General features: G+C 39.6%; 11 protein-coding genes. 2 read left to right on the top strand and 9 right to left on the bottom strand.

Annotation, left to right across the window (positions count from 1 at the left end):
• Nucleotides 1-301 precede the first annotated feature (301 nt).
• From DDZ16_RS13950 to DDZ16_RS13935, 4 genes are all read right to left on the bottom strand, one after another.
• Nucleotides 302-1,156 carry a damage-control phosphatase ARMT1 family protein gene (locus DDZ16_RS13950; RefSeq protein ID WP_109265101.1) on the bottom strand — a complete coding sequence of 285 codons (855 nt, stop codon included), beginning with the start codon at nt 1,154-1,156 and terminating at the stop codon, nt 302-304.
• 9 nt (nt 1,157-1,165) lie between these two features.
• On the bottom strand, nt 1,166-1,504 hold the full coding sequence (locus tag DDZ16_RS13945; protein WP_109265100.1) for a NifB/NifX family molybdenum-iron cluster-binding protein: 339 nt from the start codon (nt 1,502-1,504) through the stop codon (nt 1,166-1,168).
• A 311-nt stretch (nt 1,505-1,815) separates the two neighbouring features.
• A complete protein-coding gene (locus tag DDZ16_RS13940) occupies nt 1,816-2,016 on the bottom strand; it encodes a DUF5320 domain-containing protein (protein WP_109265099.1) in 201 nt (66 codons plus the stop codon).
• Nucleotides 2,017-2,101: 85 nt separating this feature from the next.
• A complete protein-coding gene (locus tag DDZ16_RS13935; RefSeq protein WP_109265098.1) occupies nt 2,102-2,521 on the bottom strand; it encodes an acyl-CoA thioesterase in 420 nt (139 codons plus the stop codon).
• Between the two features lie 144 nt (nt 2,522-2,665).
• Here DDZ16_RS13935 and DDZ16_RS13930 point away from each other — a divergent pair, with 144 nt between their 5' ends.
• Entirely contained in the window at nt 2,666-3,070 is a 405-nt protein-coding gene (locus tag DDZ16_RS13930; RefSeq protein WP_109265097.1) for a DUF134 domain-containing protein, read from the top strand.
• A 306-nt stretch (nt 3,071-3,376) separates the two neighbouring features.
• Here DDZ16_RS13930 and xylE read toward each other — a convergent pair whose 3' ends face one another.
• The 4 genes from xylE to DDZ16_RS13910 all read right to left on the bottom strand — a co-directional run bounded on the left by xylE (nt 3,377) and on the right by DDZ16_RS13910 (nt 8,806).
• Nucleotides 3,377-4,762 (bottom strand): D-xylose transporter XylE, encoded by a 1,386-nt coding sequence (gene xylE, locus DDZ16_RS13925; protein WP_109265096.1) that lies wholly within the window; start codon nt 4,760-4,762, stop codon nt 3,377-3,379.
• Between the two features lie 157 nt (nt 4,763-4,919).
• Nucleotides 4,920-6,245: a xylose isomerase gene (gene xylA, locus DDZ16_RS13920; protein ID WP_109265095.1), complete on the bottom strand. Its 1,326-nt coding sequence runs from the start codon at nt 6,243-6,245 to the stop codon at nt 4,920-4,922.
• Nucleotides 6,246-6,252: 7 nt separating this feature from the next.
• Complete coding sequence (locus DDZ16_RS13915) at nt 6,253-7,737, bottom strand: xylulokinase (protein WP_109265094.1); 1,485 nt, start codon at nt 7,735-7,737, stop codon at nt 6,253-6,255.
• 67 nt (nt 7,738-7,804) lie between these two features.
• On the bottom strand, nt 7,805-8,806 hold the full coding sequence (locus tag DDZ16_RS13910) for a GntR family transcriptional regulator (protein ID WP_109265093.1): 1,002 nt from the start codon (nt 8,804-8,806) through the stop codon (nt 7,805-7,807).
• 874 nt (nt 8,807-9,680) lie between these two features.
• On the opposite strand from DDZ16_RS13910, the gene DDZ16_RS13905 reads away from it, so the two are divergent.
• A complete protein-coding gene (locus tag DDZ16_RS13905; protein WP_109265092.1) occupies nt 9,681-11,309 on the top strand; it encodes a DEAD/DEAH box helicase in 1,629 nt (542 codons plus the stop codon).
• Between the two features lie 864 nt (nt 11,310-12,173).
• Here DDZ16_RS13905 and DDZ16_RS21175 read toward each other — a convergent pair.
• Nucleotides 12,174-13,691: a DUF3078 domain-containing protein gene (locus tag DDZ16_RS21175; RefSeq protein ID WP_109265091.1), complete on the bottom strand. Its 1,518-nt coding sequence runs from the start codon at nt 13,689-13,691 to the stop codon at nt 12,174-12,176.
• Nucleotides 13,692-13,775 lie beyond the last annotated feature (84 nt).

Below are 13,775 nucleotides of genomic sequence, written 5' to 3'. Positions count from 1 at the left end.
ATCATTAGATTGTTAGATAGAAGAATTAAGCCGGGAGCGGTGGAATACGCCATTATAATTAACTTTAAAATATTCAATCACACCAACAAACACTTAATTGCAAGGTTATTTCACATTATACCCGGATTCCTTCGCACTTGGAAAAATAAAAATCTCTAATCAGAAGAACAATAATTGACAGGTAAGCCATCATTCAACACTTTGAGAAAAGCCTGCCGGATAAGCAAAAACTTTAATGAAAAGCAACTCGATAACAACACTTTATCCGTAAATCAGCAAAAAAATAAATCGAATTAAATTTTTATTCTGAGTTTTCATGTAAAATCACAGCATCGCCAATCTTCCTGCCTGTTGCCCGTGCAATCTCTTCACATTTAACCATAAACAGGAAAAAAAGATTGGTTTTATTCACCTGTTGGAATAACCCCTCAAAATTCCCCTGCCCTTTTGAAACAACAACATCGGCCTTTTCAAAAACTGAGCGGAATTGGTCTGAGCAATATTCAGGCAAAGTGGAGGGTGCGTCAAATCCATTATCAATAATCTTAGCTACCTGATCCATCCCCACCTGCAAAGCATCCGTTCTGGTAACATCATTTATCACAGGCTGGCCCCGAACAGCAAAATATACATTGGGGTGATTCAACTGTTCTATGAAAAGTTTATCGGTAACAATTTCCCCTGCATTATCACCCAAATAAAGGACCAGGTCTGCTTGGTGAATCGCCTTAAACAATTGCTTCGAATGATCAACAGCCAACGGTTTCTCCAGAGCATCTGCAAATGTTTGTTCCACATCGAATTGGTGAGGAGGTCCGAAATCAATAATATTCCCGGCCAAGGCATATTTGGCTGCGGTCTTCAGAGGATTCGAAGAATTCTCAACCTCCCTTTTCAATTCAGAAAAACAGTCAAGCAATAATTGATTGAAATACTTTTTTTCCTCAAGGTACAAGTCGCCAAAACCCGTCTCCTCTTTTACCATCCTGTTCAAAAACCGGGCACTCATAGGAGAAGGAAGTGTCTTTCCATCGATTTCGAGATAGCGGTTAAAAAGATCCATAAGATCTCTTTGGCGACCGCAAGGAATCGCATGCTTTGCAAACATGCGCTCTGCTTGTTTTCTAAAGCAGGGAACACAATTAACATCAATCATAAAAAGTCATTAGTGACTGCATTGATTAATTCCGGCAACTAAATCTCCGGACATATAATCGTTAATTAACTCAGCCGGGCTTTTCTCAGGCACTCCAATGATGGGTTCAACATTAAACTGCTTAAAGATATCCACCGCTTTCTGACCAATACCTCCAACAAGCACTACATTTATTCCTTCACCACCCAGCCATTTTGGTATAACACCCGGAGCATGAGGGGGAGGCACAAGTTCTTGCTCTCCAACAATTTTTCCATCCTCAATATCTGCCACATAAAAGACCTGGCAATGGCCAAAATGGGAACTTAAAAGTCCCTGTACAACTGGGATTGCAACTCTTTTCATCATAAAAAAATATTAATTGTTAATTTTTTAAGTGGTACCTGGTGCAGGGATTAAGAAACCGGTTAATGGGTGCCGCAAAGAAAATTTGCTTATAGCATCTAAACAATAAATCATTAGATCTAAGACAAACCATACAATGCTAATAACCGGAACTTTAAAGCAATCATGCATACAATTCCAAAAAGTTGATTTATAGATTTTTTACAATCCCGAACCATCGGGATAACGGCGTATTGTCTAAAAAAAGCCGACCGGAAAACAAAACGCTAAAACCAGGCATCCGGTCGGCATAATCATAAAGAAAATCGTCCACCTCAGGCATTGCCACGGCCACGGCCACGGCTTCGTCCAAGACCGGAGCCACGCCCCTCGCCTGTTTGAGCCTTTCGGCGCCCTTCATGTCGGCGATTCTCATCATCATAATACCCTGAGCGGTCATTTCCGCCACAAAGGCCTTTTCCTCTTCCGGAACGGGTTCCTTGCCCCGTTGGCCCGGTTCTGTCTCCTCCCGGCATAATATTTACTTTTAAAATTCAACATCCGTCTCACAACACAAAGTGAGCATTTGTTCATTTAAAAAGCAAATTTTTTTGCACTTTTTTATCCGGAAACTGAAGATTCAACAAAATCAGGGACTGCAAGCCTTGTTACTTTGTTCTTTTCATTGAGAGCCGTCATGATAAAATCAGCCCTGCATGCCAACTTCCGGCCCGAATCATAAAGAGACTCCATCCATGCCTCTACAACTATTTCCAGTTTTACAGGACCGGCATTTTTTACCCGGGCAACGATTTCCACTATCGAATTTTCCTTAACCGGACAAAGAAATTCTACATTTTCAACCTTTGCTGTAAACATTTTTTGACGTGTGGCACGGGTGCTGCAAATAAAAGCCGCTTCGTCCATCCACTTCATCATCTCTCCCCCAAAAAGCGTTTCATTGGCGTTGAGGGTACCCGGAAAAACCATCTTGCACTGTCTGGTTTCAGCTCCCCGGAAAATCTTATTCTGATGATCCATAGTCATTTATCACTTTGATGAAAAATTTTCGGGCGCAAAGTTACACAATAAAACTAAAATCCCGACAAAGGATTCAACCCCATTTTATCGTACCATATTGAAAATGCTTATCTTTGCATGTCACGGTAAAACTTAAAAGAAACAATGCCCAATCAAAGAAGAAACCGGAAAATTGAATCGCCACCATCGGTTGAAGGATTTAAACCCTATGGTGTACGGATGAAAAATCTCCAAAAAGTGATTTTACTTTTTGAAGAATATGAGGCCATAAGACTCATTGACTATGAAGACTTAAACCAGGAAGAAGCAGCTGCAAAGATGGATATTTCACGGCCTACCTTCACCCGGGTTTACAAAAAAGCAAGGAAAGCAATTGCGCAGGCATTGGTCGAAGGCAAAGCGATTTTAATTGAAGGTGGTACATATATTTCAGAGAATTACTGGGTGCGATGTGGAAAATGTTCTAAGCTTGGAACTGCACCCGCCCCTATAAAAAACTGTCCGCATTGTCAATCTTCAGAAATAAAAGGAATTCATCAACCTAAATAGGAGCATAATTCAATTTTCTTTTGATGATCAAAAAGAGGTTTCCCACAAAAATTCCTCCTTTCCCCGGAGACAAAGTGACTGCTAAAAATCTCAAAGCCATCCTTTAAGCCCGGTCTCTCTTTTATCAAGTTTACGGATTAAAAAAAGATGATTGTCCCGGGTCCACTGACCTGAACAATCATCTTAAATAAATCAGGGTAAATCCGCAATTGACGGAAAAATTAATGCCATCAATTTTTGTAAGCCTCGACAAATCTAAAGAATCAGCCTCACTATTTCAACTGATGACTATAACTATTGGCTATATTACTTCTTCTTCTCCCATAAAGCTTCCATATCCTCAAGTGTTCTTCCCTTCGTTTCAGGAACAAATCGCCATACAAATATTAGAGACAAAACACTCATAAAGCCATAAAAACCATAAGTCACAGCTCCACTAAATTCCATCATAGCCGGATAAGTGGATGATATAAGATAATTGGAAGTCCACTGTGCCGCAACGGCAATGGCTACTGCCTTACCTCTTATTTTATTGGGGAAAATTTCAGCAATAAGCACCCAGGTTATTGGTCCCCAAGACATCATAAATGAAGCGGTGTAAACAATGATAAAAACCAATGTACTGATACCGATAATTTCAAAATAGGCCAGTCCTGAAATGGCGAACATACCAATGGCCATACCGGCAGAACCAACAATAAGAAGTGGTTTTCTCCCCCACTTATCAACCGTATAAATGGCAACAACGGTAAAGACTACATTTACAAGTCCCATTATCACTGTCTGCATCATAGAAGCATCTTTGGCAGCTCCCATACTTTCAAAAATACGCGGGGCATAGTAAAGGGCCACATTGATGCCCACAAACTGTTGAAATACAGAAAGCAATATTCCTATAATAATTACTGTTTTGCCAAATGACAGAAGTTTACCGGAATGATGTTCCACGGTGGCCTTTATCTCTGCAAGTACCTGTTTGGCACGGTCGTGTCCGCTAATTTTGGTCAGAACTGAGAAAGCTTTGTCGTCCTGATGGTTGAGCGCCAAATACCGGGGTGTTTCAGGAACAAAAAACAAAAGGATACCAAACAGCCCGGCAGGCACAGTTTCAGAGAGAAACATGCGCCGCCAGCCAATGGTATTGATCCATTCAATAGTTTGGCCATTGGCAATTCCGTAGTTCACAAAATAGACCACCAACATACCAAAAATAATGGCAAACTGGTTTAGAGAAACCAGCTGTCCCCGTATGTTAGCGGGGGCAATTTCACCGATGTACATAGGACTAATAGCAGACGCCAGGCCTACTCCAATTCCACCAATGACCCTGTAAAAATTAAACATTAGCAGAAGACTGATGGTAGCTTCACCTTCCGGAAAAAACAAAAATTCAGGATAACCTGATCCAAGGGCAGAAATGAAAAACAAAACTGCAGCCAATTGAAGTGACTTTTTTCGCCCCATACTGGAAGCAAGGATACCGGAAATGGCCCCTCCGATGATACAACCAATCAAAGCACTGGATGTGGTAACTCCATGAATCCAAGTACTTAATCCCTGGCTATCGATCAAAAAAGCCTGAATAGACTTCTCAGCTCCGGAAATAACGGCGGTGTCATAACCAAAAAGGAGTCCACCAAGCGTTGCCACAAGTGTTATTGCAACAACATAAAACTTTCTTTGTCCGTCCATTAGAATAATATTTTTAATACCTGCTTATCATCTTTTGGAATGATAATAATACGACAATATTTTGCAAAAACTGAGTTGTTTTAACATTTTTCATTTGGTGCAAAAGGAAGCGACAAATGTCAATTAACACATTGTCGCTCCCGGGATGAAAGGACCTTTAGATATAAAGATTAATCAATTGTTCGTAAAGTTCCTGCTTTCCGCTTGTCATTTCAGGCTCACCATTCTCAAGGGCAATTTTTCGCAGATCTTCAAGAGTCAGTTTACCATTTTCGAATTCGGCACCTTTTCCGCCATCGAAAGAAGCATAACGCTCGCCACGCATTTTCTTGTAATCAGATTCTTTCAAAATGCGATCAGCTGATTTTAGAGCACGTGCGAAAACATCCATGGCAGCGATGTGAGCAATGAAAAGATCATCGCGATCGGTAGAGTTACGTCGTAACTTGGCATCGAAGTTCACACCTCCGGTTGTAAAGCCACCAGTTTCGAGAATAACCAACATTGCTTCGATGGTCTCATAAATATTGATTGGGAACTGATCAGTATCCCAGCCATTCTGATAGTCGCCACGGTTAGCATCGATACTTCCAAGAAGACCGGCATTAGCAGCCATCTGCAATTCATGCTGGAAGGTATGCTGCGCCAAAGTAGCGTGGTTTACCTCTATATTAAGTTTAAAGTCTTTATCAAGACCATACTGACGAAGGAATCCAATCACAGTTTCAGCATCAAAATCATATTGATGTTTGGTTGGCTCCATTGGCTTAGGTTCGATCAGGAAGCTGCCATTAAAGCCATTTTTACGTCCGTAATCACGAGCCATGGTCAGCAATTGAGCAAGATGCTCTTTCTCACGCTTAGTATCGCTGTTCAACAGAGACATATAGCCTTCTCTGCCACCCCAGAACACATAATTCTCACCACCAAGAGCAATGGTAGCATCAATGGCATTTTTGATCTGAGTACCTGCGTGAGCCACAACGCTAAAATCAGGGTTGGTGCCGGCACCATTCATGTAACGAGGGTTACTGAAAACATTGGCAGTACCCCAAAGAAGCTTAATACCTGATGCTTTCTGTTTTTCTTTGGCATATTCTACCATTTTTTGCAGACGCTCTTCAATTTCACCTACTGTTCCATCCTCAGAAACATCAATATCATGGAAGCACCAGAAAGGCATTCCCAGCTTAGTCATAAACTCAAAAGCAGCATCCATGCGGTTCTTGTTGCGCTCCTCAGCCGTCGAGGCATTGTCCCATGGAAATTTGATAGTTCCACCACCAAATGGATCTCCACCATCACCGGTCATTGCGTGCCAGTATGACAAAGCAAAACGAAAATGCTCTTTCATGGTTTTACCGGCAACCATCTCGTCTTCATTGTACCATTTAAAAGCAAGAGGATTCTTAGAATCTTTACCTTCAAATTTAATTTTTCCGATTTCCGGGAAATACTCCTGTTTTCCAATCAATACATCCATTGTTTCCTTATTTTAAAAGTTTGTCTAATTGTTTTTTCCAATCTTCGTAATGATCATTTACAGCCTGCTCTTCACTGTCAGGTGTAATAGTTTCCAGTTTGGTAAGGCTATGAAAGGCCTCTTTGGGTGTATCCCAGATTCCGGCACCCAATGCGGCACCACGCGCGGCACCTAATGAACCGTCAGTATCGTACAATTCAATAGTAGCTCCGGTTAGATTAGCTAGAGTCTGACGGAACAGAGGGCTCAAAAACATATTGGCTTTTCCGGCCCGGATGACTTTGGTGCTAACCCCCATATCACCCATAATATCCATTCCGTAACGGAAGCTGAAAGCAATCCCTTCCTGGCCGGCTCTAAGCAGGTGAGGTTGCTTATGAATATTAAAGTTCAAACCAGCTAGTGAAGCTCCGGGATTATTGTCCTCCAGAACCCTCTCAGCACCATTTCCAAAAGGGAAGAAACGAAGTCCCTCAGCACCGGCAGGGGCATTCAATGCTACTTCATTTATTTGGGTATAACTCAATTCTTTAGCTGTATTTTGTCGAAGCCAGGCATTCAGGATACCTGTTCCGTTGATGCATAAGAGAATTCCCAGGCGCCTTTTTTCTGCAGAATGATTCACATGAGCAAATGTATTCACCCTTGATTTGGGATCAGGTGCCAATTGGTCACTAACACCATATACTACCCCGGAAGTTCCGGCTGTAGCAGCAACCTCTCCGGGTTCCAAAACATTAAGTGAAAATGCATTATTGGGTTGATCACCTGCCCTGTAAGAAACCGGGATATTTGCTTTCAGTCCCAATTCATCAGCAACATCAGGAAGTAGTCCGCCCTGCTTAGAGAAAGTATCGACCTGGTCGGGAAGCAAGTCTGCAGAAAAGCCAAAATAATCCATTAATTCCTGAGAAACACCATCCCTCTGAAAATCTACAAAAATACCCTCCGAGAGACCCGACAATGTAGTATTCTTCTCTCCGGTCAGTCTGTAGGCAATATAATCGCCGGGAAGCATTATTTTGTCGATTCGCTCATAAACATTTGGTTCATTTTCTTTTACCCACTTAAGCTTGGCAGCAGTAAAGTTACCAGGTGAATTCAAAAGATGGTTGAGCGACCATTCTTCACCCAGTCCATGAAAAGCTTCGCGCCCATAACCTACAGCACGGCTGTCGCACCAAATAATCGACGGACGTACAACTTCACCATTCTTATCCAGGGCTACCAAACCATGCATCTGATAAGTAATGCCAATGGCCATAATTTGAGAAGCTTCCACATTGGCTTCACCCAAGACCTCTTTTAGAGCACTTTTTATATTCGTCCACCAATCTTCGGGGGACTGTTCTGCCCATTCGGTTTGCGGCACAGAAATGGCCATTTCTGTTTTAGGAAAGAAAGCTGTTGCAACGCCGGCTCCTTTCTCTATATCCAGTAAACTTACTTTTACTGAAGAACTTCCTATATCAAAACCAAGTGTGTAACTCATATTACTCTGTTCTGTTCTGGTTTATATGAAAAATTTTAATTTTCTGTTTCTCTTAATCTTTAAAATCTTAAAATGATTCTCGCAATTTAAGATGTGTAGGAATGCATAACCTCATAGGGGCATCATGGGCAACAAACTCGGCTGCCTTCATCCCCATTTGTTTAAAATCGGTCGACAAAACCGTTATCCCCTTGTATATAAATTTTTTCATAGGAGTTTCGTTGTAAGATATAAAACCGACATCCTCACCAGGCTCTAACCCTTTCTCTCTGGTTTGTTCAAGAAATATTCCAAGAATACGGTCACTTACACTAATATAACCTACCCCTTTCTCAATCTCAAAATGACTGCTGTCGTCAATAACCTCACAATTAATCTTGTGTTTCCGGCAGAACCGCAAAAAGTAGTCAACCGAATCATATGGGTGGTTGGTAAATTCAGGATAAACAAACGTCAGTTTTTTGTATTTCCTGATTCTGTTCATCGCTTTTTTCAGTTCATCATTTATTGGCTGACCAAAGTCTTGATACAGCACGTTACTGGTTGGAGTATCATATATCTTCCAGTCAATCAACAACAGTTTTTCCTCCGGCAATAATCTGAGGGAATCCTCCATTGAAGGGTGATCAAACGGCATTACCACATATTTGGCATATTTCCCAATACTCTCTTCTATTTGCTTTCGGAAAACTCCGGGATTGTAATGATGAAAATGGACATCTGCAATAACATTATCCGGTAAATTTTTAAAAAAGCTATCGTACAGTACCTCTTTATAGGCTTTGAAAGTATCCAGAAACAGGAAAACCCGTCTGATCTCTTTCGCTATAAAATACCCCTTATTGGGAACAGACTGAATAACCCCCTGTTCCTTCAATAGGGTATAAGCTTTAAAAACTGTATCGCGGGATAATTTATACTCATTGCAAACCTTATTAACAGAAGGTAAATGATCTCCAACATTTAAACGTTTATCGGAAATTGCATTATTGACTGACTCGATCAATTGACGAAACTTCGGAACATCCGAAGAACTATCTACTAGAAATTTAAACTCGTTTTTATCCATCCTGTTCTGGTATGTAAGCAATGCAAATATAGTATTTTTTCTAATTCTGAAATACCCGTACCAAATTATTTAATTGGACCCGGATCTTTTTCAGAAACCATTCCCCCAACCCCAAAAGACTCAAAAACAACAAACTCACACAAAATCACATACTTTTCTTCTGTCGTAAATTTATCAATTCGTAAATTTGTATCAAAGAATAAAACAAACAAGGTATTCTGCACAACCTCATGCCTTCATTCAACATCAAAGGGTTAAAATTCATTAATAAAACCACCCGGGTGAGTGTTTTCCAAATATTCCGATTACTTTTGCCCTCACAAAATTAAGAGGTAAGGAAAATTCTCCAAACCGCTTTTTTTTAATGAAATATCACTTCACGTTCAGAACAACCATAAAAAGGGCGAGGTTGAAAAGCGTGAACTATAACATGGAACACGTTTCTTTTTGGGTTGTTGGCATCAAAACTACATTCTATTAAAGAGACTTTTAAAAAGGGAATCTTTAATGATTCAGAAAATGATTATCGGTTTATTATATCGTAAAATCTATCTTCGGCACGGGATATTGAAAAAGCAATTATAAAGGCGCCAAAGGATCTGAAAATATCACCTTCAAATTGAAGTTAGACTCAGGTTGCGTCATTGTAGTTTCTGATCCAATTAAACAATAAAGGAGAAATAACAAAGGTTTTAGTTTGTTCTTTCTTTATCCGGAAAGCTTCCCTCAAATCAGCATTTTGACCTAAATGTTCTCATTTTCGTCAAAGAAAAATAAAAAACATGCCCTTAATAAGAATTGAATAAATGTTCCCAACTCAAGAACGAAAATGGAATTTCATTCAACAGGGAACATGTAATACTAATTACGATTTATGCAAACATTTAGTGAAACCGGGTTAAAACCCGAAATCCTCAAATCTCTCGAAAAAATGGGATTTGAAACACCTACTCCTATTCAGGCCGAAACAATTCCTTATATTCTGGAATCAACAAATGACCTGGTGGCCCTGGCGCAAACCGGAACAGGTAAAACCGCAGCTTTCGGACTTCCGGTTCTCAATAAAATAGAGCCCGGCCAAAAAAAGATTCAAAGCATTGTACTATGCCCCACCCGCGAACTTTGTCTTCAAATTACCGGTGATATTGAGCGATTCAGCACCAATCTGCCAATCACAGTGGTTCCTGTATATGGCGGAGAACCCATTTACAGACAGATTGGCGCCCTCAAAAAGGGGTGCGAAATGGTGGTTGGAACCCCCGGCAGGGTAAATGACCTGATCAATCGTGAGAAACTGGATTTGTCAAATGTCCGTTTTTTGATTCTGGACGAAGCTGATGAAATGCTGAAAATGGGTTTTAAAGATGAGATGGATGCCATTCTTGCTCAGACACCCGCAATGAAGCAAACATTACTTTTCTCTGCCACCATGCCTCCCGACATTGCGTCAATGACCGGCAGATATATGAATACTCCGCACAAAATAAGCGTAACCAGCCAGAATAAAACAGCTGAAAACATTGAGCACCACTATATGCTGACTTCTCCTTCCACTACCTATCAGGCATTGCGAAGGTATGCTGACATGCACCCCGAAATATACAGTATCATTTTCTGTCGCACCCGCCAGGAAACAAAAGATATTGCTGACCAACTTATTGCCGATGGGTACAATGCGGATTCCCTCCATGGTGATTTATCGCAGGCCCAACGTGATCAGGTAATGGGACGTTTCCGCAAAAAACATCTTCAGATTCTGGTTGCTACTGATGTTGCCGCTCGCGGATTGGATGTAACTGAGCTTACACATGTCATACACTATCATTTGCCAGACGATCCCGAAAACTATGTACACCGTAGTGGTCGAACCGGAAGAGCAGGCAAATCAGGAATTTCAATGGCTATTATCACTCCGGGTGAGCAGCGAAAAATTAAAATCCTCGAACGGCAAATCAAGAAAAGCCTGATCAGGGATATGGTTCCGGAAGGAAAAGATGTTCTTAAGAAAAGACTTACCAACTATCTGGACACCATGGCTTCCTTCGACGAGGAGAAATCTTCTTTTATGGGCGAGTATGAAACTTTAATCGCAGAAAAACTAGGTCACCTTTCGAAAGAAGAGCTGTTAAAAAAATTCATCTCCCATGAATTTGCAAAGGTTAAAGACGAATACCATAATTCCCCGGATTTAAATTCTAATTTCAAGTATAACCAACAGCCCAAAGGGAAAGGTCAAAGAAAAGGAATTGGAAGAAAAGGCAATCGTCTTTCAAGATTTTCCATTAATCTGGGAGCGAAAAACAATCTCAGACCCGATCTATTAATCAACATTATCAATCGTCACACTCCTGAGCATAAAATCAAAATCGGAAGAATTGATATTCAAAACAAACATACCGTTTTTGAAGCTGACGGGAATTACGAAAGAGAACTTGTTAAGGCTTTTAGAAAGGCAAGATACAAAGGAAATTCGTTATCTGTTCAGCCCTTTCAGCAAAGATAATTGATTTCAGAAAAAGGTCATTAAGAACTAACGGGACTGCAGTACAAGCAGTCTCGTTTTTTTTGTTCCCACCAAAAAAATATCCGCTTCAAAAAGGGCAGATTTACCAATACCGTTGATAACAATCCATTATTTCAGATCAATTCAGAGTCCACAAAAAAGAGGGCCATTCACCAAAAGCGAATAGCCCTCCATTAACCAAACCTAACCCTAAACTATGAGAAAACTTAAATAAATATAAACAAAGCTCGTGGTATCGTCAATAGGAAAAATGTTAAATCAAAACATCTTAACATTGCTAATATAATTAGGTAAACAAAAGTAACTACAAAAGGATCAAAGAGCAGGAAAAGAATTCCTGCTCTTTGCAACTTAACCTAATTAACCTAACCTTACCTAAACCTATGAAAAACCCTTTTGTTTTCCGGCAGCAAATATAGAATGAAAAAAAGATTCCCAAGATGAAGTTGAGTTAAACAAAGTTAAACTCATTGCGATTTTTTCATGTAATTCACCTTCAGCTTCACCCACCCACATCTCCTGTAAATCAATTCATAAGAAAAAACAATACCACTACTTTCGGATTGTTTAAAACACAAGAAAAAGACTCACAATTCACAATTAAAATCAACCATTTTCTTTCGCCCCATTTCCTCTTAAAGGGATATTATTCTTTTAGCCTTCTTTATTCATGAATTATTGTAATGAGAGGTTCAAATATCAAGAAATACAATCAACCGCAAATAAAATGAATGCAGGAAATAATAAATTATTTTCAAATCCATTTTTTTGAGGACGGTTGTATTTCGCAGATATTTGGGCATCGGAATAAATTATTTGTGAATAAAGCAGGTTAGATTACTGCTAAAATTTATAGCTAAAGGAAATACTCATAATCTCCCTAAACTGAAGCTTGTCCGATTCGTTTTTATAATATCTCAAATAAGTACTAATACGTGTGCTCAAGAAGATATTAATTTTCATATCCAATATTAACTCCCATTCAGCTTGTATTTGGTTATCGGTTCCCATGTATTCATAGAAAAAATCGAGATTAGAGACAAGATTAAAGTCCTTGGACATTGACCATTTAAGTTTATTGACCAAAGATGCTCCCCCCATGTTGTCTGTTTTCTTGTCCTTATCAACATCGTAACGAGTCTGATCAAACTTTACAGTATCAGCAACGATGGTTAATTTATTGGTAAAAGGCAATAGCATCAGAGTGAAATTCTTCTCTTTGTAGTCCATACCAAGGGCCATTGTCACATATCCGGGAGCTAAAAAGCCGGAAATAGGATTTTCTTTGTCCACATCGTTCTTTTTATACCCATCGAAAAACTGGGTCTTAAAATTAAACAAACCACTATAGAACCACTTTTTACCGGCTTTCAATCCATATTTAGTATTTAATTCTATCAAATCGTCATTAATCCTGCCTTTTTTTTCCTCAGTTTGCAAAATCCCGAGCTTATGAATAGCATAGCTTTCCCATTCCACATCATTCTTCTTATATCGGGCATTTATGCGCAAGTCACTCAATAAGGAAACCGAATTCTCTCCACCTTTAACCCAATTATCAGCATAAGCCTGTGACAACTGAATATTTTCAGTGCCACCGTATGTCCATTTCCTTTTAATCTCTTCTTTTTTATCCAGCTGCTTTTTAGTTTCAGGGCTTTCCCATTTTATAAGTTTACTAATTACATCATCAGCATTTTTTTTCTCTATATACCCATCACCATAAGATATCTTTGGTGGTTCCGGAATACTGTCCCACACTTCATCAGTCTGATAAGGTTTTTCGATTACAAGTTGAGACATTGCTTTCTTTACAGGTGACTGCTCCAAATGGTTATACAGGGTATCAACCCCGGAAGGATGTTGCAAAAAACTCCGGTATTTATTCAAAGGAGTAGAGGCATATTCGGAGGGAAAATCAACCACCGGATCATAGTCCCGGCTTTTGTATTTCAGGGAAAGTGAAAATGGTTTATATTCTGGAGGCTGTGGCCATTTTGTAGACAAGCTGTACGGATTAAAATCCGGTTTTAAAGAAGGATCAAACAAAAGAAAACTTTGAATACGGTGATCCAGCATCCCGGATCGAACCAACTGATTGTAAAAATTTGGCAGTAAAAGCTTTACTCTGTCAAAGGATACAATATTACTGTCGGGAAATAATGAATCTACTTTCAACAAATAATCGGCAAATCTTGCACTCACTTCACTTTTAACAGAATCTTCTATTGATAGAATTTCTTTTTTATGATGATCCGGGATAATGATAGATACTTCAACCGAATCCACAGAAATAACCTGAGCGGCTGAAAAACAATAAACGATCAAAAACAAATGAAGAAGAAAAAATTTTTTTACCATTTTTATAAAATTCAGGCAACAAAATTAAGTGAATTAAAAAAACCGGCACGGATTTATAATCAAAAACCGTGCTTTTTTTTCTTT

The organism is Marinilabilia rubra (assembly GCF_003121985.1).
In the GTDB taxonomy this organism is placed as follows: domain Bacteria; phylum Bacteroidota; class Bacteroidia; order Bacteroidales; family Marinilabiliaceae; genus Marinilabilia; species Marinilabilia rubra.
The sequence above is the reverse complement of the archived record's forward strand: the minus strand, read 5'-3'. Positions and strand labels throughout refer to the sequence as shown.